Genomic DNA, 26,247 nt, shown 5'->3' on the forward strand with positions numbered 1-26,247 from the left:
AATTTGTCAATCAGCTGATAACAGTGTGTAATTATAATGTTTTATTTTCTTTTTCAGTGTTTTCTTCTTCTTCGTCCTTAGGGAATATCTCAATCTTAGGTTCTTTGATAGTTTCTTTGTTGGACAGACTGCGTTCTAAGAAAAGCAATAGACTTGGCAAGAGTAGTAAGTTCGTCATCATCGCGAAAAGCAAAGTAGCTGATATGAGTCCGCCGAGTGCTTTGGTACCTCCGAAGCTGGAGAGCAAGAACACTGAGAAACCACAGAGTAGTACGATAGAAGTATAGAACATACTTACTCCTGTTTCGCGTAAAGCTGCATATACCGATTTGCTTATCTTCCAATTACGCGCTACTAACTCTAAGCGATATTTAGCCAAGAAGTGAATGGTATCGTCTACCGAAATACCAAAGGCAATACTGAACACAAGTATAGTGGAAGGCTTGAGCGGAATGCCAAAATAGCCCATCAGTCCTGCGGTGATGAGTAGCGGTAAGAGGTTAGGAATGAGTGAGACAACTATCATCTTGAACGAACGGAACATATACGCCATAATGAGCGCAATGAGCAAAATAGCCAAGGCTAATGACCAAATGAGGTTGGTAGCTAAATAATTAGTACCTTTGGTAAACAAATAGGCTTTACCGGTAATCTTCACTTCATACCTATTACTTGGGAAAAGCTTTTGTGCTTTGGTGTAAATATTGTCCTCAATTTGTTGCATCTTCTCAGTACCAATATCCTTCATAAAAGTAGTGATGCGTGCCGTTTGCCCCAATGAATCTACATAAGCGGAGAGCATATTAGCATTACCTTTAGAGTTTTTGACGTATGAAAGGATAAAGTTTTGCTCTTGGGTAGTGGGCAGGCTATAATATTTAGGGTTGCCATTATAATAGGCTTGTTTGGCGTATTTCACCAAGTTTACCAACGAAAGTGGTTTGGATATTTCGGGGATTTCCTCGATATGAGTGCAGAGTTCGTCAATGCGTTTGAGATTCACTAACCGAGTAACACCGTTCTTCTGCTTCGTATTAATAGTGATTTCCAAAGGCATAATTCCGCCATAATTCTTCTCGAAGAAAGTGATATCGTCAAAAAAAGTAGCTGACTTAGGCATATCTTCGATGAGACTACCCGAAATCTTTATTTTGTAAATACCAATAATACTGAGGATAAGCAGAGCAATAGCCGTAGTGAATACTGCAATACGGTGATGCTTTACTGTATTCTCAATGAACTTGATAAGTCCGCCCATCCAGTTACGATGCAAATGCCTTAGGTGTTTTTCCTGAGGTATGTGCATATAACTGTAAATAATCGGGATTACCAATAGAGAGATGAAGAAGATAGATACTACATTGATAGAAGCAATGACCCCAAACTGTTTGAGCAAAGAACTTTCGGTAAAGATAAAGGTAGCAAAACCGATAGCCGTAGTGAGGTTGGTGAGCAGGGTTACATTGCCTACATTGCGGATTACCCTAATAAGCGACTTAGCTTGGTTGCCGTGCTTACTGATTTCTTGTTGGTATTTATTAATGAGGAATACGCAGTTCGGGATACCAATTACGATGACCAAGGGCGGAATAAGTCCTGTGAGAATGGTGATTTCGTAGCCGAAAAGCCCTAGAAAACCAAATACCCACATTACTGCAATCGATACCACGCCCATAGAGATAAACATCGCCCTAAATGAACGGAAAAAGAAAAAGAAAATGGCTGAAGTAGAGAGTAAGGCAGCCAAGATGAATAACCCTATCTCGTCCATTATATTTTGAGCGCTGAGGGTACGAATATAAGGCATACCCGAAGTGTGCACTTTGAGTCCGGTTTGCGCTTCGAACTTCTCGACTATGGGAATAAAATCGTTGAGGATAAAATCCTTGCGGGCTTGTGTATTGACAATCTTTTTGTTCATATACACGGCTGTTTGCAAGGTATTCGTTTTCTTGTTGTAGATGAGACCTTCGTAGAAAGGCAGTTTCTCGGAAAGTACTTTTTTGAGACTATCAGCTTCAGTTTGGTTTTTTACTTTTCCTTCAATAAACTTATGGGTAACAAAGCGTTGCTGTGCAGTGTCTTTCACTAAGATAGGCAAATTGTCGATAGAGATAACAGCGTCTATCTGTTTGAACTTTTTTAGTTCGTTACTAAGGGCAATCCATTTGTTGAGTACCTCAGGTGTATAGATTTTTTTGTCGTCTAACGCCATTAATATCAAGTTACCTTCTTCGCCGAACTTATCGAGGAAGTGCTTGTACTCCATATTCACAGGGTGATCATCGGGGAGCATATTTGCTTCGGTAAAAGTAAAGCGCACGTTCTTCCACTGTGTAGCTAAGCCCCCAGTGATAGCAGCTATGAGTAGTAAAAAAGCAATTCGGTTGCGCAATATTAAGCCCGCAATGGTACCCCAGAAGCTGGCTTTTATCCATCTAAACATCTTGATATCTCTTTATTTTCTGAGGGCGCAAAAGTACAAAATAATATACAATTACAAAAATAAATATCAATGATTAATGGTTAGCGGTTAATGATTAATAATGATTTTATGAATTGACAGGGAGTTTGACGTAAGAGATAGATAGCGTAACTTAATTAGCAAATGAGCAAATGAGGAAATGAGGAAATGAGAAAATGAGGAAATGAGAAAATGAGGAAATGAGAAAATGAGGAAATTAGAAAATGAGGAAATTAGAAAATGAGGAAATTAGAAAATGAGGAAATTAGAAAATTAGAAAATGTGGGAATTAGTTGGAGAATATCGGAGGGGCTTGGACTTCGAAGGAAAACGAAAAATATCAGAAGTGGACTGAGAGGGATTTTAGCGAAAAAAGGTTATTAGGAGGGTGGGGGTAGCTTATAGAGAGCTTATAGGAAGCTTATACGAATCTTGGACGATTGGTATAGAAAGGGTGTATGAGTGATTGATTAATAGTATAATACAATAAGGTTAAAAATGTTAAAAATGAGGTTTCGAGGCGAAAGAAAGAGGAAGAGGTGATAGGCCTTAGGTCATAGGCAATAGGGGGGAGTGTGACGGAAAATTAAAAGAAACCTCCCCCTAGCCCCCTCGGAGAGGGGGAATGTGGAGACGGAAAAAAGAAGAAATGACGAGAGGACGAATGAGGAATGACAAAGGGCAATGGGATAAATATTCTTAGAATATTAGCTCATTTCAATAAATTGTTGTACTTTTGCACCCTAAAAACAACAACTTAAAGAGAATTCTGCAAATAAATATGAAAAATAAAATCTTTACTTTTGTATTTTCTTTATTAATCATCACAACAACTCTCACTGCCCAAGAACTGCTACCGCTTCCTTTGCGTCAGAAAGAGGAGCTCAAAGCGCGTTCGTGGGTACGCGAAACGCCTTTTGAGCAAGTGATAGTAAAAGAGATAGGCAACCGCATCAGTGCGCTGAGTGTAAACCCTAAAAATAGCAGTGAGTTTATAGTTGCTCCAGAAAACGGAGGTGTATGGCTTACCCAAAATGGCGGGGAAACCTACCAAGTACTATGCTCAACCCTTCCTACACAAAGTATCACAGCACTGGCAGTAGATTGGCAATCGGGGACTTTGGCGGTTGCGACCCCTTATGGCGTTTTTATCTCTACCGATAAAGGCAAAACAACTGACTTTAAGGGATTGGGAGGAATGCAACGCATTAGTAGTTTGTATATCAACCCTACTAACCCCCAAGAACTTGTGGCAGGAGTACTGGGTAACCCTTATAAAGCCGATGAAAAACGCGGTATCTTCAAAACTACCGATGGCGGAAAAACGTGGCAACAAAAACTATTTGTAAGCACTCGTGCGGGTATTACGCAAATTACTGCTTCGCCCGATGGGGCAATGCTTTTGGCTGTATCGTGGGAAGTGAATAACAGTCAGTGGGACAGTGCTCCTTATGGCAGTAATAGTGCTATTTACAAGAGCGCTGATAAAGGCAATACGTGGACGAAAATCACGGTGAACAACGGATTTCTCAAAGGAAATAACATTGGTAAGATAGGGGTGAGTTGCTTTAACAGTCAGACTTATTATGCAGTAGTAGATAATCGCAACGCCAAAAAGAAAGAGAATATTAACACTGTACAGAAAGTAGTGCGCATTCATCTCTCCGCTCAAGATTTTGATATGATGAGCAAAGCCGATTTCCTCGCGTTAGATAACAACCGTTTAAATGTGTTTTTGCACAATATAGGTCAGGACGAGAAATATACAGCTCAGAATCTCAAAGATATGATAGCTGCAGAGGTAACCTCTCCTGCTAAACTACTGAGTTATTTGGGTGTAAGTATCCAAGAGGTTATAGGTGCGGAAGTGTACGTAACCGAAGATGGGGGTAATTCTTGGCAAAAGACGAATATTCAGCCTCTGAATGATGTGTATTACCAAAACGGAGAGCGTTTTGGGGGTATCAGCGTAGACCTTAGTAATAAAAAACACTTATTTATAGGAGGATATCCCTTATTGGAATCTACCGATGGAGGCAGGACGTGGAAAAGCAAACAACCGATTTCGTTGGACAATAGCTATGAACAACTTTACTTACAACAGGGTACTCTATTTTGTACAACTCGCGGTGGATTACAGGTCTCTTACGACAATGGAAAAAGTTTTGCTTTTAAGAATGTGCCACAAGCAATGGCTTTTACCCAGCTGAGTTACGACAAAGCTAACAAAACGCCTTACTATGTGAGTGACCAAGTGGTATTGGCACAGAATAACAGTCATTGGAATACGTTCAGAAAAGCTATTCATTCGCTATCGTTTGGCAATGATAGCTATGCCGCAGAACCTTATGGCAAGTTCTTTACTTTTTTGCCTGATAGAGACCAGCTTTTTCCATTAGGAAGTGCTTATTACGGTGAAAACAAGGAACCGTTGCGTTTTGGCAAGAATGCACCGCTACTTATTTCGCCACAAAACAAAGATATTATTTACATAGGAAGTGACAAATTGCACATTTCTATGGACAAAGGTCGGAATTGGCGGACTATTTCGGACGATGTAACCAATGGTAACAAGCAGGGCAACAAGGCATATGGTACAATTTCGGCTATAGCTGAATCGCCTTTTATGTTTGGTTTGCTTTATACGGGTAGTGACGATGGTATGATTTACACCAGCGATAACGGAGGGGTATCGTGGAAACAGATATACAACGCCTTCCCTCGTCCGCTAAAAGTGAACAACCTTATTGCCTCTAAACACCAGCGTAACCGCGTATTGGCAACCCTTATTAGTACTGATGATTCCAATATCGACCCTATTATTTTTATGAGTAATGACAATGGCAAGAGTTGGACAGATATTCATTCTAACCTGCCCGATAGCAAAGTAAATGTACTCAAAGAAGACCCTAAAAACAGTCAGATTCTTTATGCAGGAACTGATAATGGGGTGTATATTTCGTTTAACTTAGGTGAAAGTTGGCAACCATTCAGCAAAGGATTACCCGAAACAGGTGTTTACGATATTTATATAGACGAAACAAATGGCGAAATGACAGTTGCGACATTGGGACGAGGTATTTTTCGCACCTCGGTGAAGATGATGCAAGAGCTAAGAGTAGCGATTACCTCGCAAGATTTTTATCCACTTGAAACGCCTATTACGCTTCCTTATTCTGCAAATTGGGGAAATGCCAATAACGAATGGGAAGAACCTGTGAAACCTAATGTGTATTTCTATGCTTTTGCTTCAAAGGAAAATTTATCAATACCTATAAAAGTGATGAAAGGACGTGTTACCTTGCAAACATTTACTTATAAGACAAATGTTGGGTTTAATTATATACCTTATGACTTGACGATGTCTTATGCGGGTAAGACAGCCTATGAGAAGAGTCTTCAAAAGATATTTTTACCTATTGCTACTGATGGTAAAGTATATCTACCCAAAGGACGCTACACTATTATATTTACGCTTCCTGACGGTTTTGAAGAAGAAAGAACACTTGATATATATTAGAAGGAAAGAATTTTATAAGGGGTTTAACAAAAAAGCACAGACGACTTGAGTTTATCAAGAAATCTGTGCTTTGCTTATATAAGGGTATGCCATTAAAAAGCTTCTATTCTGTAACTATAGCTGTAAGGCTGATACAGATACAGTAAGTATTGTTCCATAGGTAAGTTGCCCCAGCTGTTATCACCTCCCAAACCTAATTGTTGCAAGTCGATGTCTAAGTGAGTATACTTATCAGGGGTGAGTTCACCTGCGTGTGTTTGTCCTTTTTCTATACCAGGGAATAACTGTGCAGGACTATAAGGCAGGGCATTTATATTTAGTAAAGAACCTGTACTATAAATGGCAATGTTTACTCCTTTTTTCTTACTGAGCTTTGCCCAACGTACGTCAGTTTTATTACCATTCTCTTGCGGACGCACATAAGGGTAATACTGGTTAACAATAGCACCTTCGTACAAGCCTACCATAGCCGATGTTTTCCTATCCCAATAACTTTCCCAAGGACCTCTACCATACCACTGAATGCGCTGAAAAGGCAGAAGTGTAAGATGATTGCCTATCTTAAAAGTAAGCGTTTTGTCATTCTTTAGCGGTTTGAAGTGATTGCTCACCGTTACGGAAGGCTTGCCATCAAAAAGCAACTCTTGAGTGTAATCAATTGTACCTTCTACCAATCGCTTGTGTAGGGTTATCTTCACTTGACCAGAGTTTAGTTTCTCTACCGATATACGGACACTATCAGCTTTTTTCTCTGCCTCTTGTAGCTGTTGCAGTTTTTTAGGTAAACCTGCCCCAAAGTCGTTATCAGTGCCAGCCCGCCATAAATTTACCTCTAAGCCTTCGGGAGCAAAGAGTTCTTCATTCTTCACTTGAAACGATACCCATTTGCCTGTTTGTTTATCTATTTTGGCTGTATAGTGCTTATTATGCAATAGAATGTGACTGGCTGTTTCTTCTACCTCTAAAGGTGTTGTATCAGCAATAGCTTTTTGAGGAGTGTAGGAGGTGAGAGGAAACTCGGCAAAAGCGAGTTCTGTACCTTTCTTTAAAAGACCTTCATCTTGTTTGAGACGGGCGGTACATTGCAAGATATATTCTGCTTTATTGTCTGTTTTAAGAGGAGGTAGTAAAAAAGTGGCCTCGCTTTGTGGTAATACTATTAAGTTGGTAATATTACCACTTTGAACAGGTACACCTTCTTTGAGCAGTTGCCAATGTATTTCGTAGTTTAATAAATCTTTAAAGAAATGTTTGTTGCGCAATTTCAGTTGGTTATTTTGATATTGAAAGCCTATTTCTTGTTGCACTTTGCGTACTTCATAGGCGTGAGGATGCCAACTTCTGTCGGAAGCTATTACTCCATTGATAAGAAAATTATTATCACTGGGAGTATTTTTATCACCGTAATCACCCCCATAGGTTACTATTTTCTTGCCATTAGGTAAGGTTTTATAAAGCCCTTGATCGATGAAATCCCAAATAAAACCACCTTGTAGTTTAGGATAATGCTCATACACGTCCCAATATTCTTGAAAGTTACCTACACTGTTACCCATTGCGTGAGCGTATTCACATTGCAAGAAGGGTTTAGTATGATTGCTGAGCGCATAGTCGATAAGGAAAGGAATACGACGGTACATACGTGACTCGATATCGGTATTCCAATCGTAGTGAGCTAATTCATAGTGAATAGGGCGTGAGGGGTCTAAGCCTTTTATGTGTTGATAACCTTTGTAGAAGTTCCAACCGTTACCTGACTCGTTGCCCATACTCCAAAACAATACCGAGGGGTGGTTTTTATCGCGCTTTACCATACGTTCCATACGTAGCAAATGAGCATATTCCCACACAGGGTCATTGCCGATAGTCTTATCCATTTCATAATGCATACCGTGGCTTTCTATATTAGCTTCGTCCATTACGTAAAGACCATATTTATCGCAAAGGTCATAGAAATAAGGGTCGTTAGGGTAATGAGAAGTGCGTACAGCATTAAAGTTGAGGGCTTTCATCTGCTTTACATCGTTCTCCATCTGTTCTTGACTCACTACTTGTCCCGTATACGGGTTGGTTTCGTGGCGGTTTACCCCTTTGAAGAGTACGCGTTTGCCGTTTACCAAAATGTTAGCACCTTCTATCTCAATCGTTCTAAAGCCTATGGGACGACTTACTACTTCTTTTGCCTTTCCCTCAGCGTCGTACAGCACCATTTGTAAACGGTACAGATAAGGCGTTTCGGCACTCCACGCTCTCACTTGTGGCAATTGTGCTTCGAATTGCAATTCGGTTTTACCAAAGGCTTTTTTGAGTCCGATAGTTTCTTTTTGCTCTTGGTAGAGCAGTTGTTCTTTGTCGAACAGACTCACTTCCAATTGATATTTAGAGGCATCGCTTGGAGTTTCGTTCCATACTTCTACCGAAGTGGTGAGTTTGCCATTGGTGTAGTTTTTATCTAAACCAGTGCTGATGCTAAGGTCGTATAAATGCACATTAGGTCGCATATAGAGGTAACAATCACGAGAAATCCCGGAAAAGCGCCACATATCTTGGCATTCGAGGTAGCTTGCGTCCGTCCATCGACGCACTTCCATTGCAATGAGGTTTTTGCCCTTAGTGATATAAGGTGTAATGTCAAATTCCGAAGCCAACTTGCTGTCTTTACCCATACCCACAAACTTACCGTTTATATACAGTTTAAATGCCGATTTCACTGCTCCTAAATGTAGGTATACCTTTTCTCCTTGCCAAGAAGTGGGCAAATCGAAAGTTTTGCGATACAGACCAGCATTTTGTTGGAGACTATCAGGAATATCGGGAGGAGTAGGGTTCTTTTGATTGAATTCGTAAGAAGCGTTCACGTAAATTGGAATGCCATATCCCTGTACTTCCCAATTAGAAGGTACAGGAATTTTCTTCCACTGACTTTCATTAAAATTGGTTTTGTAGAAGTCTTTTGGCAACTGACGATAGTCTTCCTTCCAGAGAAATGACCACAAGCCATTGAGATTTAGGAAACGTGCTGATTGCTCTATGGTACCATTTTTTGCTTTAGCTATATTCTCAAACGGAAAGTAGGAGGCACGCATTGACATTCGATTGATTTCTTGCAGTGCTGGATTTTCGAAAATGGAATCCAAGTGTTGGGCATAAGAGACTATAGTTAGAAAAAATGGTATGATAATGTATAGGTAGTTCTTCATACAAATAATATGTTACAAATTTTGGCAAAGTTGAATCCTTATAAAATTCATTTCGCAGGAAACTCTTTATTGAAAAATACCTTCTCAGCCAAATCGTCTTGCTTGTCTCGAATTTCTTTTAAAAGTAAAGCTTCTAACTGTTTAGTAATTTTCAGATATTCTTTTTTGCCATAGACGTTGTTGAGTTCTTTAGGATCGGTTTTGAGGTCAAATAGCTCCCAAGTATTCACGCGTTTGTAGTAACGAATGAGTTTATAACGATCAGTGCGAACACCAAAATGAGGTGATACTGCGTGTTCTCCGTTTTCGTAGTAATGATAGAATATTTGATTGCGTATAGGTTTAGCTTTTTTAGCAAACAAAGGTAAGAACGATTTGCCTTGTATGTCAGCAGGGATAGGCAAGCCGGCTAATTCTAAGAAAGTAGGCGCCAAGTCGATGTTCAACACAAAATCATCGTTGGTTGTGCCTTTAGGAAAAAGTTTAGGGTAAGAGACAATCATTGGGGTACGGAAAGATTCTTCGTACATCCAACGTTTGTCAAACCAGCCGTGCTCGCCCATATAAAAACCTTGGTCGGACATATAGATAATCACAGTATTGTCTTTCAATTTGTGTTTTTCTAAGTAATCGAGCATACGCTGAATGTTCTTATCCATCGATCTTACGGTAGATAGATAATCACGCATATAACGTTGGAACTTCCATTGGGCTAATTCTTTGCCACTGAGGTTTGCGCTGAAATACTGTTGACGTATAGGGTTATAGAAATCGTTGTAATGTGCTAATTGAATAGCGGTCATACGAGAGAAGTTTGCATCTTGCACTTCTTCTTTTTCATCTTTGAACATCTTCAAATCGTAACCCATTATCATATCCTTACCAATGGACATTTCTTGCAAACTTGCGGGCTTGCGAGTAGCATAATCGTCAAAGAAAGTATCGGGCAATGGGAAGTTTACCTGTTCATAAGCTCCTAATTCAGGTAAATCGGGCATCCAAGTACGATGCACCGCTTTATGCCCCACTATCAAGCAAAAAGGCTTATTAAGGTCACGACGATCGAGCCATTTTTCGGCTTCATCTTCAATGATATTGCTTACATAACCTTGCTCGTTTACACGTTTTTTACCTTCAATGATAAAGTCGGGGTTGAAATAACGACCTTGGTCAACTAAGATTTTGAAAAAGTCAAAGCCCTTGGGGTCATCGCCTAAATGGTATTTTCCCACCCAAGCGGTTTGGTAGCCTCCTTGTTGCAAGAGATTCACAAACTGTTGTTGTGAAGAATTATAGTGTGATGTCTCATTGTCCATAAAGCCATTCTTATGGCTATACTTACCCGTGAGAATACAAGCCCTACTAGGACCACAAATGGAGTTGGTAACAAAAGCTTTGTTGAACCTTACACCCTCATTAGCAAGTTTATCAATTGCAGGAGTTGCATTAGTAGCCCCATTGTTATAAGCTCCAATCGTTTGATACGAATGGTCGTCTGAAACAATAAGTATAATGTTAGGTTTGCTTTGTGCAAAAACTGTTGTGGCATATAAAAGCCCAAAGAAGAATACGAATTTTTTCATAAATGAATTGGTGTTAAAATGAACCACAAAAGTACAGCGACTTTTTTAAAGTACCAAATTAATTAAGAAAAAAATATTCTATTATGAGTATTTATATAAAAAGAAGTTAGTAATAGCATTCTAAATATAAAAAAAGCTCCCTAATTTCTTAGAGAGCCTTTTTCACAATGCATATAAATACTACTACTAACTCCAAAAATGAAGAAAATTTTTCAGTTTTAGAATCTCTATTACTGTTCTCAGTAATAAAGTTTTTTTACATAAGATTTTGTTTTAAGTTTGATAGTTTTAATGAAAATGTTTTTTCTAATTCTTGTTTTAACAATGTTTCTTTTAGCAATCTTCTGTTTACTACATTGAAAACTCTGTGCCAAAAAAACATTCCTTTATATTACATTTTGTAAATTACTGATTATAAGAGAGTATATTTTGATAATAAAAAAGTAATTATTTTTTGTAACCTTCTTTTTATTTGTGTAATTACACGTTTTTGATGTCTATTTACACACTTTATAGCACTACACTTTTACCTTAGTTAAAAACTCTTGTGTATTAGGTCCCTCGTGGAAAAGCAAATCTAAAATAGATAAGTTAGGAATAAAACCATATTTATCTGAGAATATTTGGTGGTAAGGGGGCATTGTTACAGAGTATTTTTTTTTAGCACTACTCAAAAAACGATAGTCTTTCACTCCTTGTGGCTCGGCTTCATACGTTTTTGTCTTGTCAAAGTTAATATGTACTAACAAACAGGCTAAAATGGTCTCAATTGTGTCGATATTTACATCGAGTAGGTAAGTATATTGCTTTTCAAAAATACGCACCAAATCGTCTTCATAATACTCAAAATAAGGAGATGTGCGATAGGCTGTCTCTAAACTTTTCCAGTGCAGACGTTGCCATAGGAAATTATTCTCTACTTTCACATCTTTGAACAACTGTCGCCCGGTATTACCTCCTACGTGCTTAATAGGTAAGTTTAAGGATTGCTTGCCATTGGCACCGTAAATATATGTACGATTACGCAAGGTTTGTTTCTGATAGTTGTCAGAGACTTCTAAAACGCAAGGTTTGTTCAACATCAAGTGAAATTGAGCAATGGAAGGAAAATAAGTAGGGTGTAATAATACTTGTTCTACCATATTATTCTTTTACTTTTTTCTTTTTAACCAAACTATATAGCAGCCACAAACCAAGTAACCCAAATACAATATATCGGTAGGACACAGGTTCACCTTCACCATTTACGGTAGTGAACAAACGCTGCCAACGTATTTTCTTAAATCCTGAGGCATTTTTGTCTAAACTCATCCAGATGAGTACGGGTTTACCAAGCACGTGATCTTCAGGTACAAAACCCCAAAAACGACTGTCTTCTGAATTGTGACGGTTATCTCCCATCATCCAGTAGTAATCTTGTTGGAAGGTATAAGAGGAAGCTTTCTGCCCATTGATGTAAATATCATCACCCTTTGTTTCTAATTTATTGTGTTCATATTCACTAATAATGCGTTTATACAAAGGCAAATTCTCTTTAGTAAGTGTTACGTTTTTTCCTTTGGCAGGAATGGTAATAGGTCCGTAATTATCCTCATTCCAAGCAAAAGTAGGACTGTGAGGGAAGATTGCAGGATTGTAGACCCCAGCTTTATTTATATTGCGAGTAACTGACACAATACTTGTATTAGCTTCCAAAGCCTTAGCTACATCATCTGTAAGGGAAGTAAAGATATAAGTGTCGTTGTTGATGGGATAAGCGGGATCGGTAACACCGTACTGTTGGTACATCACTACTCTAAACTCATCAGGATGGCTGAATAAATTGGGTTGTGTAACCACTATATAAGAAGTTTGTAACTTGGCACGTACAGGATAGATTTCTTTTTTGCCATTTATCCATACATCGCCGTTTTTGATTTCTAATACATCGTTAGGGATAGCTACTGTGCGTTTTACATAGTTAGACTTCTTATCTATGGGCTTATCTACGTGAATACCCGAATTGTCTCGGAAGTACCTTACTGTATCGGTAGGCCAGTTGAATACCGTAATATCATTGCGCTGTACTTTCTGCAAAGCAGGTAAACGCAAATAAGGTAACTGAGGCGTTTTGATATACGATCTTGTGCCTATTATAGGAATTGAATCGTGTACCATAGGTAATGATAGTGGAGTCATAGGCACACGCACGCCGTAGTGAAACTTACTTACAAAAAGAAAATCGCCTACCAAGAGGGTTTTTTCTAAGGAGGAAGTAGGTATCATATAGGGCTGTATAAAGTAGGTGTGAATAGCCGAAGCTGCTACTACCGCAAAGATAGTAGCACTCACCCAAGAGGAAACATTCTTTTTGATGGCTTCTACATCTTTACCTACGTAGTGTGTAGAAGGTAAATAGGTTATGTAGGCGGCAAAAAGTCCCAAAGTAATTATTGATAGCAGGGTGTAACGCTTCTTGCGATAGTTAAATACGTGTAACCATTCGTAAGTCATCACAATTACCATAATATTACCTATTACAGGCAAATACAGCAGGAATACCCACCACCAAGGGCGAGAGATGATACGTAAGAAAATAACGGTATTGTAGAAGGGAACAAAGGCTTGCCACGCTTTGTAACCTGCTTTTTCATATCCTTTCCAAAAGAATAGCCCATTGATGAGCTGTGCAATGATTAAAATATATAAATATATCATAATGATGAATGATTAACGTTTAAAGGTTCATTACTTTTTGTTCTCTTAACTGTTTTAAGAATGTTGCCACACCGTCTTTGGAGTGGTGAAGTGTTATGTATTTGGCTACTGCTTTTACTTCGTCGCGAGCATTAGCAACTGCTACGCCACAACCTACGCCTTTGAGCATCTCCAAATCGTTATAGTTATCGCCAAAAGCTATTGCTTCGCTCAAAGGCAAGTGATAAATCTCGTTTGATACTATTTTCACTCCTGTGAGTTTAGAAACACTGATATCTGATAGTTCTATATAAGTTTCTCTACCGCGATAGATTTGCATTACCTCTGTATATCTCTCGTTTAGTAGCCTGAACATTTGCTCTATAAGAGTTTCTTCTCCCATCAACATTAGCTTGTGAGCGCCGTGTCCTGCTTGTTTCCACTCAGTAAGTACTTCGCGATTAGGTCGCACGGTAGGAGTTACTTTGGTAATTGTTTCTTCACGTTGTGCCCATTCATCGTTAGCGGGTACATACCACTCGTCGTTATAGTAAAAACTGACGTGTATCTGGGCATTGAATTCTTGTTCGTTGAGAGCGACTACTTCTTTGAGAATAGGGTAGGGGATAGTAGTAGAGTGCAGTACCTTTTCGCCATTGAGCACTAGTCCGCCATTATAAGCGATAAGTGGTAAGCCTGCGATGCCTAAGTCTTTTTGTATGTGATACATTTGCTCAGGCATACGTGAAGATACTAAAATGAAAGGTATTTTGTCTTTCAGTTGTTTTACTTCGTGAATGGTGTTCTGCGTAAGGGTTCGCGAACCACTTAATAGAGTGCCATCGATATCAGAAAAGATAATTTTATACATTCTTTTAGTTAAGAGTCCTATGTTAAAAATTATGAGTTATTAGAGTGCAAAGATAATGCCTTTTTTTAAGATAAGTAGTTTTTTGATTAAAAAATACGCTTAATGAAGATTGAGTACATCGTTCATCGTAAATACTCCTCGCTTACCTACAATCCATTCGGCTGCCATAACAGCACCGAGAGCAAAGCCTTTGCGATTGTGAGCGGTATGTTTGATTTCTATGGTGTCTACCTCACTGGTATAGGTAATGATATGAGTGCCTGGGACACTATCTATGCGCTTGGCTACGATAGGGATTTCGTTCTCGGTAGCTGTGTTTAAATGCCAACCTGTTTTATCAGTTTCAGCGATAATACTTTCTGCCAAAGTAATCGCAGTACCGCTGGGAGCATCGAGCTTTTGAGTGTGGTGAATTTCTTCGATAGCTACGTCATAGTCTTTGAGTTTAGCCATCAGTTTGGCTAAGGTTTTGTTCAGTGCGAAGAATACATTTACCCCTATACTGAAATTAGAGGTGTAGAGAAAAGCGGTTTGGTGCTTTTGGCACAAAGCTACTGCCTCGTTGTATTGGGCTAACCAACCGGTAGTACCTGCAATCACGGGTACTTTGTGTGTGAGACAGTTACTAATATTAGCAAAGGCACTGCTGGGGGTGCTGAATTCTATAGCCACATCGGCTATTGTAATGTCGTAAGAAGTTTCGGCATTATCTATTTTTAACACGATTTCGTGTCCGTGAGCGATGGCTATTTGTTCAATGGTTTTACCCATTTTGCCATATCCGAGTAAAGCTATTTTCATAATTGACTATTATAAATTAAATATTTTATTTCTTCTGTTAAAACACGCGAAGTAGTAGTAGCAAGACAGACAGATAAACAATGAACGAACAAAAGACGGTGCGAGCCGCACGGGCAGACGAACAAAAGACGAACAAAAGACGAACAAAAGACGAACAAAAGACGGTACGAACTGCACGAACAGATGAACGATAAACGAACCTAAGATGTAGGAATCTTGAATTTATACTACTTTTCAGTCGTTGAGATTCTTCGCAAGAGTCGTAGTTGGTGAGTGTAATTGCGCAGTTCACTATTAAAAATACCGATATGATCTAAACGGTCGATGCGCACTTTGCCAAAAGAGTGAATAATCCTGTTGTCGCCTAAGAGAATGCCCACGTGAATGATATTGCCTTCTTCGTCGTCAAAAAAAGCTAAATCACCTGCTTGGCATTCTTCTATAAAACTAAGAGAAACACCACAAGTAGCCTGTTTTTTAGCCGTACGAGGTAGGTGTATGCCGTTGAGTTTGAAAACCATTTGCACCAGTCCGGCGGCATCTATCCCAAAGGGAGTTTTGCCTCCTGTTAAGAAAGGCACGTTTAAATATTCCAAAGCAGTGGGAATAATGCCTTGATGAGGTATTCTTTGGGTAGATTGTGAAGTTTGTAATAGATGATTGTGAGAAAAGGTAGCACCTTTGGGTATGTGTAGAAAGAGGTTGTCTCCAGTTTTCAAACGGAGTTTTGTAATCCATCGGTGAGCGTATTTTTCTTTCTTTTTTAGAGATTTTTTGTAGTCTTTATCCGAAATTTCCGTAAACTGACTGTTAGCTACCCAGCCTTCAATATTGTCGAACAGCAAGCGTACATAGCTCCAATGCTCTTCTTTATCAATTACTTGCAACAACTCTCCGAAGAGTAATTGCGTAATCATCTCAGCCCCCTCAAAGGGCTCTAAACGTACGGGAACAACGCTCAAATGGCATATTCCATAAGGTGTTTCTAATATCTTCATATTCATCACGCCCGCAAAGATAGCAAATAATTAAGTATTAACAAGAAACTATTCATATTTTTTTGTTTTTAAATGCTATTTTGTCTACTTTTGCACTCATAACAATCACATTACTATGGCAGCTTACAAACACGCTATTACCTTAGAAGCCGCTTTAAAAGAAGTAACCGAAGAGCGCTTTTGCAAAGGACATCATTATAAAGACGTTGCCCTCACCGATGCGATGGTAGAGCAGATAGTACAAGTAAAATCCTTAGTAAATATGGGTTTTATCAATACGGATATTACTGATGAAGCCCTCAAATACTTGGCTACTTTGCCCAAACTAAAACTCCTTTTCTTAGAAGGTAATAAACAAGTTACAGGTGAAGGCTTCAAATACTTTGTCGAGAAACCTGTTGACCACATTTCGTTGGACGGTTGCCCCGTAACCGATGAAAACTTGAAAATTGTCTTGCAAGTGCCTCGCTTGAAGTCTATTTCATTGCGCCGTACCCGCATCTCTTTCGAGGGGTTAATGGCTGTGGCGCATTATAGCAGAATAAAGTTCTATCTCGATAAGTTTTTCAGCGAGGAACAAATAAAAACCTTTGAGCAAGCCCAACGCACCGCAGGAAAAAAGAAGCGTACGGCGCCCCCTGCCGATGATTTACCCGTAGTAAAGCAATTGCTTTTGGACTTTTTCTCGGCGATGACCCAGTGGGAAGAATTCGCTACAAAAAATGATGAAACAGAAGAGGATGACCTTTTGATAGAAGAAAAATGTAAAACGATTTTTAAAAAATATTGCACCGACAAACGCCGCATAGGCTATCGTCCTGAGTGGATTAGCTTTTCTATGACAAAAGGTGGGACCTATGGCAATCATCAAATTATAGATAGTGAAACCCTTACCAAGAATAAGATATATATTTACACCCAAGACGAGTTAAACTTTCAGTATCGCTTCCTGATTATCCGAAAAGATGGTATATGGAAGATTGACGAGTGCCAATGGCGTGATGGAGGCTGGGAAAAATACGGATTATAAAACTCAATTTAAATAAATAAGTATGATGACAGATATATCTCAAAAGCTAAAATCTGATATAAAAGTAGAAGATTTGAAACAAGAAAATGGTATTTTGTGCTATATGAATGACTATTTCATTAGTGGAGATAACCAAAAGTATATGAAAATGTACGATTGGATGTCTTTTTTCTATGATTTTGGAGAGAAATGGATAGGAAGACTCAAGTATGGACACGCTATTGACCATCTACGTACCGAGTTGATAAGCCGTTTGGAATGGAAGAACAATATTTCGGTACTTTATGTTTCCATAGGTACAGGAGCTGACTTGCATTACCTGCCACAAGGGATTGATTTGAAAACGATAGACCTTGTAGGAGTTGATATTTCGATGGGAATGCTCAAAAAGTGCAAGAAAAAAATGCAAAAGAAGACTAATTTAACGCTTGTACAATGCCCCGCTGAAGATCTTCCTTTTGCTGATAATACCTTTGATATTGTTTTTCACATTGGGGGCATTAACTTTTTTAACGACAAAACTCGTGCAATGAGTGAAATGCTTAGAGTGGCTAAAGCAGGAAGCAAATTGCTTATTGCAGATGAAACAGCCGACTTTGTGCAGACCCAATACAAGAAAAGTGTCTTCTCCAAATCTTATTTTGAAGACAAAACAGTCGATTTGAATGCCATAGAACAATGTATTCCTACTTCAGTGGCTGAAAAGAAAACAGAATTGTTTTGGGATAATAAATTTTATGGTATTACTTTTAGAAAAAGTAACTAAATGAATGCTATGAGAAAAAGAGAACTTGCTAAACTGCAATATAAAAGCCATAACAAACAATTGTTTGTTATGGCTTTTTTGTAGAAAGTCTATTTGTTAAAAGTTATTTCTTAGTGGCAGCTTTTTCAGCTTTTGCAGCATCTTGTGCGGCTTTCATTGCAGCACGTGATACTCTCACCTGGCAAACCACAGTATTATCTGGGTGCATAATCTTGTATTTATCTTGTGCTAATTTAGTAACGTATAGCTTGTTACCCATTTCTAAGCCCGAAATATCTACAGGAACAAAATCAGGTAAATTGTCAGGAAGAGCTTTTACTTTTAGTTTGCGGTTCACAATACGCAAAGTACCCCCAGCCATAATACCTGGTGAAGTTCCCTCAATTTGAATTGGCACTTCAATAGTGATTTCTTTGTCTTTGTGAAGCTGATAAAAATCGATGTGGATAATTTTATCAGATACAGGGTCAAACTGAATGTCTTGCAGAATGGCGTTATAGGTTTTACCATTCAATTCAATCGCAGCGGTGTATACGTTAGGAGTGTACACGATGTTTTTGAATGCTAATTCAGGTGCTGAAAAATGCAGAACATTGTCTCCCCCGTATAGTACGCAAGGAACCTGTCCAGCATTACGTAAGGCTTTGCTTGCAGCTTTGCCCACGCTTTCTCTTTGAGATCCTCTGATTGTAATTGATTTCATTTATTTATAAATAATTATTAAGTTACTTGTTCTTAGGTGTTAGGTTTTGTTAGATATTAAACATCAATGCTTACCTTTTACTTTTTACCTTTCACCTTGCTACATTATAAATTTAGAACTGATAGGCTCGTTGTGATGTACGCGATGCATTACATCAGCAAAAAGATCAGCACAACTCAGTACTTTTATTTTGCTCGAAGGCTGCTTTAGTGGAATCGAATCAGTCACGATAAGCTCTTCTAAAGCCGAATTCTCTATGCGCTCATATGCGTTCCCGCTCAGTATAGGGTGAGTAGCCACCGCTCTTACACTTACAGCTCCTCTGTCCTTCATCAGTTGGGCAGCTTTCACCAAAGTACCTGCCGTGTCTACCATATCGTCTACCAATACTACGTTTTTACCCTCTACTTCACCTATGAGCTCCATTGTTTCAATCACATTGGCTTGTTTGCGCTGTTTATAGCAAATCACCACATCACATTTCAAGAACTTAGAATAAGCATAAGCCCTTTTAGAGCCTCCCATATCGGGCGAAGCAATACACAAATTGTCTAAGTGCAACCCCTGTAAATAAGGCAAGAAAATGCTCGAAGCAAAAAGATGGTCTACAGGGCGCTCAAAGAATCCTTGAATTTGGTCAGCGTGCAAGTCCATCGTCATAATACGAGTAGCACCTGCCGCTTGCAAAAGATTAGCCACCAATTTTGCCCCTATTGGCACTCTGGGTTTATCTTTCCTATCTTGGCGAGCCCACCCAAAGTAAGGCATTACTGCTGTGATATGCCTTGCCGAAGCGCGTTTGGCAGCGTCAATCATTAGTAAAAGCTCCATCAAGTTATCCGAATTAGGGAAAGTAGAGCATATTAAGAAAACGCGTGCCCCTCTAATCGATTCTTCATAAGAGGGCTGAAATTCACCATCACTATAATAAGAAAGTTTAACTTCACCGAGCTGAGTACCGTATTTTTGCGCAATTTTCTCAGCCAGCTCTATGCTTTTAGAGCAAGCAAAGATTTTTGAATTAGGGGTGGTTTCACTAAACATTTTTATCACTAAATGTATTAAGGTATAAAAACTTCTAACTTTTCAGGGTGCAAAGGTACGAATATTAATCGTAATTGCAAGTATCTTGATGTGTTTTTTTATTTTATGAGCCAAAACATACCTCGCTTTACCTTTTTGTTTATCTCTTGTTGCACCAATTACACTCTCCCACTACTTTTGTCATTTCTCATTTGTCACTCGTCGTTTCTTCCTTTTTCCGTCATACTCCCTCCTAGTACCTACGGCCTAAGTCCTATCACCTATTTCTCTTTCTTTCGTCTCGAAACCCTGTTTTTAACATTTTTAGCGTTGTTGTATTACACTATTAATCAATTACTTATATACCCTTTCTATACCAATCGTCCAAGATTCGTATAAGCTTCCTATAAGCTCTCTATAAGCTAACCACACCCTCCTAATATCCTTTTCCCTTAAAAATTCCTCTCAGTCTACTTCTGATATTTTTCGTTTTCCTCCGAAGTCTAAACTCCTTCCCTGAGTCTCTCCGAAATTCTCCAACTAATTTCCACATTTCCTAATTTCCTCATTTTCTAATTTCCTAATTAATAACCCACTGCTCGCATAGCACTCCCCCTTACATCAAGCTCAGAAAGTGAGTCCTAAACTAAATTGATGAAAAGTATTCACTTTTTGACTCGTAAATACTCCTATTTCACTGTTAAACCCTACAAAATAGCTTAATGAAGGCGAAAGTTTGTGATGGTATTGCAAACTCACCTCAAAACGCTGTCTATCTGAAGCAAGAAAGCGGGCATTGTGCAAAAGCATTGCGCTGAGCTCAGTTTCATTGCGGTCATTGCGCAATAGATAATTCTCGTGTAATACTTTCCGATACCGATACTGCACGCCTGTTACCCCTATACTCTTCTCCCCTAAGGGTGCTACAACACTTATCGTCATTCCAACATTCATATAATCAAAATGCTGAAAACTCCTCACCAAAGTATAATCCTCACGATAAGTTTCATAACTCACATAAGGCATTATACGATACTGCACAGCATTGTCGAAACCAAAAAGCACACCTAACTGATATTGCTCGCATTTAAGGGTATAGTTTTTGTTCTTCGCAATAACCTCTGTCCAATTGTTATTGCGCCCCGAGAGGATAGGCTCTACGCCCTTTTTACTTTGCTGATAATATCCTAATTTAAATCCGTAGTGATAGTGAGCACGACGGAACAATTTGGTAAGTTCTGTATTGAGTACCCTATTGGTCAGGGTTACTGCAACAATCCCATTATCATCAGTCATATACTTCTCAATCGTCAGTTGATGGTAATCCCCTGTGAGAAAAAAGTCGTCCGTCCTGCTGATTGTCATTCCTCCACCATAACCATAACCTTCGTAAAAAGCCCTCAGTTTATTGCCTTTCAGCAAATGGTTGTAATACCCCAAGCCATTGAGGTGATACACTGTAGGCACCCCTAATTCGTTAAAGAACCTCAGTTCGTTTGATTGGGTATATTTCACAAAAGTGCCATAAACACCCATCTTCCACTGCATTACCTTCCACATAAAACCCGATTGCAATTGCAATTGCGAAGTAATATCCTTAGGACGCGGGTCTTTATCCCTACTTGCTAATTCAGCTTGGTAATTCAAGGAGATACCCCAATGCAGGCGTTGCCATTGTTTGGCAAAACCACCCGTAAAGGCGTATTGTTCGCTGTGCAAATCTCCCCCTATAGCATCAGCAGTGAAGTAAGGATACAGCAACTCACCATCTAACGACTCGTTCCAGCGAATGTGCTTTAGGGTTCGATTTATATACGACGCATCACCCCAAAGTGTACGCGTGCTGTCATAAGGAAAATAAGAGCTCGCCTTTACTGAGAAAGCAGTATGACCTTCAGGATACTGCTGGGCATACGCCTGCTTATCGCTTCCCTCGTAAGTCGTTTGCACCGACGAAAAGCGATATTTCCCCCAATCTGTCATTGTTGCCGGATTCTGAAAGTAAGTGTTGTAAATGCGTTGAACACTTTGTTGCTCTTTCAGTTTCAGCAGGAGAGTATCAATAGTGTCTTGCCCCCAAGCAATCATCTCGCAGAGAAAAAATAAAAATAATATGTTGAGTGGACGATGTGTCAATTCTAATTCATTGATTTGTCAATAAAAAACGCTACAAACTTTGCCAAAGTTTAACTTTGGCAAAGTTAAATCTGCAAAAGCAATATTTCACTTTTCACTTTTTAAGTGTAGGTGTAGTGAGGATTTCAAAATCTTCAGTAGAGTTGTTAGTATCTTTAAAGATAGGCTTACCATTGTTTTCAGAAAGAACCTTACGGCGTACAGATTTGCCATAACGAGTTTTGTCTTCCTCATCTTTAGTTACATAAGTATAGCCTGAATCCAAAGAAGTATCGGTCACCAACCATTCAAAACCTTTTTCAGTACTTAGATTTACGGCATCTACTATCCACTCATTAGGAATTTTCAACGTACTTCCTGTCTTCTTAACTATTTTACCTTTAACATTAACTTCATATTCATAGTCATATCTAAGAGTAGAAGTAGCAGTACCTTCTGGAAAACGCGCTATCACATAGCTTCTATTACCTCGATTATTGAATATGAGAATACCATACAAATTGATATTATTGGTAACAGTAGGGCTATCTATATCTTTTACTCTTGGAGGGTAATAATTCTCAAAGTTAGCTTTGCTCAAATCTAAAGAATTAGGATTGTTTTCTTTATGGTTAATTCCTTGTTCAGCAATAACAATAGAAGCACCTGGTTGCACGGGATATTGAGTGCCTGTACCAGGTATTTGCACCATACCTTCTACTGCAAAGGCTTCTTTCATTATATTGGGAGTGTAATCTCTTTTCGTTACCGTTAAAAACTTAGAATCTGCTAATACCAAACCATCGGCGTAAAGCACCTTATCGGTATTGTTATAAAGTTTGATATACTGGTCACCAAAGTATTGTTTTCCTTCAGGAGTTAAAGTGCCAACAAAAAAGATTTCTTCTATAATAAAGTCATTACCTTTAGCTTTGATAGATAAAGGTATTTTAAAAGAGCTATCGCTAAGCACATCTATTTTGCTAACGAAAGCACTGAGTTCACCTGCTACGGTCTTGCCATCAAGGGTATAAGTAGCAGTGGTGGCAATGCGCAGTTCATAACTTCCCATCAAAAGAGGAAGGGTTAATTCATTTTGAGAAAGATTGGTAAAAATACGTTCTACTTTCTCATTCTTGTTGAGTTCTGTAAGAGTAAGGGTGAGCGTACCATACCGAACATTGGTTACCTTATCAGGATTTTGTAGCTGAAGGGTAAGATTGCGTGTTGTAACAATGGTGTTGATATTATCATCATCCTTCTTACAAGCGTTTAGGAGCACTAAAGTAAGTGCTAAAGCTAAAAGTTGTTTTAAATGTCTCATAATATGTTAATTTATTAATTTGCTAGTTTACTAATTTGCTAATTTACTCTTCCCTAAAGAAATGTTCATCTCCATTCCAAAATAGGGGTTGATGAGTCCGCGACGGTTGATGTATTGTCTGTTCACACGGTAGTCCTCGTAAAAGTTGAACAGATTGTTTACATATATCGAAAGGGTAAAGTATTTATAAAATTCTTTTGATATTTTCAGATGTATGTTCATTGATAGTGGAGTTCTATCACTGAGACTTATAGTTGTAGGGCGTATGAGCCATTGCAATACGGGATCACTTGCTTCTGTCGCTGTATATGGGTGACGCACACCATCTTCACTGATGTAGTGAGTGGGCACACGACTAAGAGATGGACTGCTGTTGATAACATACCAAGTGAGGTCGCAACGCACAGAGGTGATGAGATGCAGTTCAGGAAGGTAAGTGTCGGCTACGAGACTGGTTTGTAACTGTTCACAGTCGTACTTCTCCATTTCAGGATATACTCCCAGATTGTAATATTTGCGGTTGTTAATGATATCTTTATCGGCAGGACGATATACAGGCAATGAGTTGTAATACAAGCTGTGAAACCACGCGCCACTAAGGGTAAAGCGAGTGTTGAGCAATTGTAGGCGCTTGCTACTGTACTGAAATTCCACCCCTTGTTTATCGATAGCTGAGCCATTGCTCTCCATATCTGAGAGTATCAGGGCGTCTTGCACAGTATAGGGCAGGTTTTCTACCAAAGGAGGGGCAGTAATCGTATTGTGATTGAGCCCTGTAGCATCGTATTTTTTATAGAATACCTTGTGATAATCGCTCATCTTTCGAAAACCCGATTGCATACGCTCGTCGAAATAGGTGATAAACAGCGAATGGTGGTCGTATTCCAAGCCAAGGCGCACTTCGGCTTTGCTGTTCACGGCGGGCATAATGCTGTAGTTCACTTGCGGGAAAATATACGTTTTATAGTGTAATTGGCGGTATGCCCTTTGGTTGTGATAGTAATTTAGCTGAACAAAATCTTCGTATTTTTCTTGAGGGTAAAGCATCTCTTGAGTAGGGAGTTTGCTATGCTTGCCCCAACCACCTGTAAGACTGATACTGAGAGCTTTTTGGTTAGCAAACTCAATTTTAGGGAAAGTAACTTTCATATTCACACGTGGGTCGAAACACACCTTGTTATGCAATGCGTAGCGTGAATCGAGTCCTAAAAGGGTGTTGGCACGCAAACCAGCACGCAAGAAGAAATCGGTATGCCAAAAGATTTTTTCTAACTGTTCTTCAACATAAAAAGACATATCCTGCATCGCGGGAATACTCTTAAAAGCACGCGGACGTGTAGTCATTTCGGGTGAAGGTGGGTGCGCCAAATCGTATACCTGACCCAGACCGTTGTTTTTGTTGTAGTTGTAAGTAAGCCCTATAAGAAACTCGTTAAGGAATCCTGCAAGACGTTTATAACCTCCTGCTGCAAAGTCGGTATAAAGGTGTAGCGGTTTACCATCTACGAGCAAGTGTGACACATAGTTAGGGTCGGAAAATGCCCCATAAAATTCACCTGCTTCTGTGTTTGTGAAGACAGGGCGCGCATTGGTGATTTGCACCCATTTGTCTTGTTCAATACGGTCAAAACTCTGCGAGTAACTAGTTTTGAGTACCAATGTTTTGAAGAATGTTTTGTGGAGTTCCCAACTCAGCCCATTAGCGATACGGATATTGTTGTAAGTAGATTGATAAGCATCATAGCGATCAAAACCTACATCGGGGTCGCGTTTTTCCTTGTCGATAGTGCCCGTATAGTCAATGCTGAAATTCCACGTAAGCGGATTTTCGGTATCGAAGTGTTTTTCGGCACGAGCCGAAGCAGTGTAGCGTTTGTAGTTTTCAAAGCTATTACGCGGGTCGGGTTGGGAATCTAAATAATCCAAACTGAAGTTAAGTTTGAGGCTATTTTCAGAAAAACTGAAGCCTTTGCCTATATAGAAAAGTTTGCTAAAACCGTCGGCTTTGGCTCGCGCCCTAAGGGGAGTATAGCCTTTTTGGCGGTGAATTGTTACTACTCCACTGCTGATGTCACCAAATTTCACCGATGGAATACCACGTATAATCTCCACTGTTTCAATATCATCGGTAGCAATGGTGCGCATATCTACCCCCGAGCGGGTAGTGTTGCGCTTCTTATCGGCGTAATTCGATTGAGGGGTGATAATCATTCCGGTACCTACCGTAGATTGCATATTGCTATTCACATCTAAGGGAACACCATCAATATTGAAGCCTACGCCTAAAGAGGAAATACTATAGCCGTCCATAGGCGTTCCTGTTTGCCTGAGAGTGAGCGTATTAGCATAATTTAACGAGGGGGTCGTAACTTGCCGACCAGGGAGCAAACTCACCAAATCGGCAAAGCTGGAAGGCTGGAGGTGTTGCATAGCCTTGCGGTCGATAAGCGAAGTAGAGGTAGGAGCAGGAAGTTCTTTGGCAGTTACTACCACTTCTTCTAACTGAATAGGCTGTGTAGTGTCAGAAATAGTAGTAGGAGAAACAGTGGTGAGAGTTGCAGTTTGAGCGTAAAGAGCTGAGCAAAAAATAGGAAAAGCAATGAGTACCAAAGAGATGAACTTTTGGTATCGTAATGATTGTGTATATTTCTTTTCACTTTTCATTCTTCACTAAATCGGACTGCAAAGATAGTACTTTTTTTGAATTATATAAAACAAATCTAAATAATATTAATATCAAACTTATAAAAATGCTTAATTTAACATCTGTTAAATATAACAGAATACTATTTTTTCAATCGCTTTTGCACCACTATATTACCTCTCGTCGAATACATTTAACCTTTTACCTCTCATCTTTTATCTTTTACCTGAATTACCTTTTCCGTTCCTCTTCGTTATCTTTCTGCTTCTTCATCTCTTTTCTAAGACAATCCTAGAACTCCGATTATATCTTTTTGTACAACAAAAAAAAATAAAAATATTTCAGTTTTTCTTTGGTAGTTAGAAAAATATTCTTACCTTTGCCCCGATTAATAGAATAGTACTGTATGAAACTGTATACTTTTCAAATAATGATGATGTGTTGCACCTTCCCTGTGAGCGGTGCAAGTCTCGTTATTTCTTGAAAGTATCAGTATATATATTTTTTAGTAAACGAAATAACAACACCC

Annotated in this window: 16 protein-coding genes; 3 read left to right on the forward strand and 13 right to left on the reverse strand. The window is 39.1% G+C overall.

Translation table 11 applies throughout. The annotated features are described in order from the left end of the window. Window positions 1-31: 31 nt before the first annotated feature. Entirely contained in the window at window positions 32-2,446 is a 2,415-nt protein-coding gene (locus tag HMPREF1320_RS09115) for an efflux RND transporter permease subunit (protein WP_009418328.1), read from the reverse strand. Between the two features lie 799 nt (window positions 2,447-3,245). On the opposite strand from HMPREF1320_RS09115, the gene HMPREF1320_RS09120 reads away from it, so the two are divergent. Continuing rightward, window positions 3,246-5,984 (forward strand): sialidase family protein, encoded by a 2,739-nt coding sequence (locus HMPREF1320_RS09120; protein ID WP_009418429.1) that lies wholly within the window; start codon window positions 3,246-3,248, stop codon window positions 5,982-5,984. A 92-nt stretch (window positions 5,985-6,076) separates the two neighbouring features. Here HMPREF1320_RS09120 and HMPREF1320_RS09125 read toward each other — a convergent pair whose 3' ends face one another. From HMPREF1320_RS09125 to HMPREF1320_RS09155, 7 genes are all read right to left on the reverse strand, one after another. Further along, window positions 6,077-9,184 (reverse strand): glycoside hydrolase family 2 TIM barrel-domain containing protein, encoded by a 3,108-nt coding sequence (locus HMPREF1320_RS09125; RefSeq protein WP_034554458.1) that lies wholly within the window; start codon window positions 9,182-9,184, stop codon window positions 6,077-6,079. A 47-nt stretch (window positions 9,185-9,231) separates the two neighbouring features. Then, window positions 9,232-10,767 (reverse strand): sulfatase, encoded by a 1,536-nt coding sequence (locus HMPREF1320_RS09130; protein ID WP_009418301.1) that lies wholly within the window; start codon window positions 10,765-10,767, stop codon window positions 9,232-9,234. Between the two features lie 518 nt (window positions 10,768-11,285). Further along, window positions 11,286-11,909: a WbqC family protein gene (locus HMPREF1320_RS09135; RefSeq protein WP_009418377.1), complete on the reverse strand. Its 624-nt coding sequence runs from the start codon at window positions 11,907-11,909 to the stop codon at window positions 11,286-11,288. Between the two features lies 1 nt (window position 11,910). Continuing rightward, a complete protein-coding gene (gene lepB / locus HMPREF1320_RS09140) occupies window positions 11,911-13,464 on the reverse strand; it encodes a signal peptidase I (protein WP_009418290.1) in 1,554 nt (517 codons plus the stop codon). A gap of 19 nt (window positions 13,465-13,483) precedes the next feature. Further along, a complete protein-coding gene (locus HMPREF1320_RS09145) occupies window positions 13,484-14,314 on the reverse strand; it encodes a Cof-type HAD-IIB family hydrolase (RefSeq protein ID WP_009418407.1) in 831 nt (276 codons plus the stop codon). A 99-nt stretch (window positions 14,315-14,413) separates the two neighbouring features. Further along, complete coding sequence (gene dapB / locus HMPREF1320_RS09150; protein ID WP_009418430.1) at window positions 14,414-15,115, reverse strand: 4-hydroxy-tetrahydrodipicolinate reductase; 702 nt, start codon at window positions 15,113-15,115, stop codon at window positions 14,414-14,416. Between the two features lie 227 nt (window positions 15,116-15,342). After that, window positions 15,343-16,119 carry a C40 family peptidase gene (locus tag HMPREF1320_RS09155; protein ID WP_009418334.1) on the reverse strand — a complete coding sequence of 259 codons (777 nt, stop codon included), beginning with the start codon at window positions 16,117-16,119 and terminating at the stop codon, window positions 15,343-15,345. A gap of 109 nt (window positions 16,120-16,228) precedes the next feature. On the opposite strand from HMPREF1320_RS09155, the gene HMPREF1320_RS09160 reads away from it, so the two are divergent. Together HMPREF1320_RS09160 and HMPREF1320_RS09165 are read left to right on the forward strand one after the other, a co-directional pair. After that, window positions 16,229-17,143 carry an NTF2 fold immunity protein gene (locus tag HMPREF1320_RS09160; protein WP_009418432.1) on the forward strand — a complete coding sequence of 305 codons (915 nt, stop codon included), beginning with the start codon at window positions 16,229-16,231 and terminating at the stop codon, window positions 17,141-17,143. 22 nt (window positions 17,144-17,165) lie between these two features. Further along, the gene (locus HMPREF1320_RS09165) at window positions 17,166-17,909 is read left to right on the forward strand and encodes a class I SAM-dependent methyltransferase (protein ID WP_009418450.1); all 744 of its coding nucleotides are present in this window, start codon (window positions 17,166-17,168) and stop codon (window positions 17,907-17,909) included. Window positions 17,910-18,012: 103 nt separating this feature from the next. Here HMPREF1320_RS09165 and HMPREF1320_RS09170 read toward each other — a convergent pair whose 3' ends face one another. From HMPREF1320_RS09170 to HMPREF1320_RS09190, 5 genes are all read right to left on the reverse strand, one after another. After that, the gene (locus HMPREF1320_RS09170; RefSeq protein ID WP_034554463.1) at window positions 18,013-18,612 is read right to left on the reverse strand and encodes a 50S ribosomal protein L25/general stress protein Ctc; all 600 of its coding nucleotides are present in this window, start codon (window positions 18,610-18,612) and stop codon (window positions 18,013-18,015) included. 99 nt (window positions 18,613-18,711) lie between these two features. Continuing rightward, the gene (locus HMPREF1320_RS09175) at window positions 18,712-19,656 is read right to left on the reverse strand and encodes a ribose-phosphate pyrophosphokinase (protein WP_009418739.1); all 945 of its coding nucleotides are present in this window, start codon (window positions 19,654-19,656) and stop codon (window positions 18,712-18,714) included. Between the two features lie 606 nt (window positions 19,657-20,262). Beyond that, window positions 20,263-21,771 carry a DUF6850 family outer membrane beta-barrel protein gene (locus tag HMPREF1320_RS09180; protein ID WP_232207545.1) on the reverse strand — a complete coding sequence of 503 codons (1,509 nt, stop codon included), beginning with the start codon at window positions 21,769-21,771 and terminating at the stop codon, window positions 20,263-20,265. Window positions 21,772-21,865: 94 nt separating this feature from the next. Beyond that, a complete protein-coding gene (locus HMPREF1320_RS09185; RefSeq protein ID WP_009418374.1) occupies window positions 21,866-23,074 on the reverse strand; it encodes a DUF4876 domain-containing protein in 1,209 nt (402 codons plus the stop codon). A 30-nt stretch (window positions 23,075-23,104) separates the two neighbouring features. After that, entirely contained in the window at window positions 23,105-25,738 is a 2,634-nt protein-coding gene (locus HMPREF1320_RS09190; RefSeq protein ID WP_009418274.1) for a TonB-dependent receptor plug domain-containing protein, read from the reverse strand. Window positions 25,739-26,247 lie beyond the last annotated feature (509 nt).

It is taken from the genome of Capnocytophaga sp. oral taxon 335 str. F0486, assembly GCF_000277665.1.
Classification (GTDB): Bacteria; Bacteroidota; Bacteroidia; order Flavobacteriales; family Flavobacteriaceae; genus Capnocytophaga; species Capnocytophaga ochracea.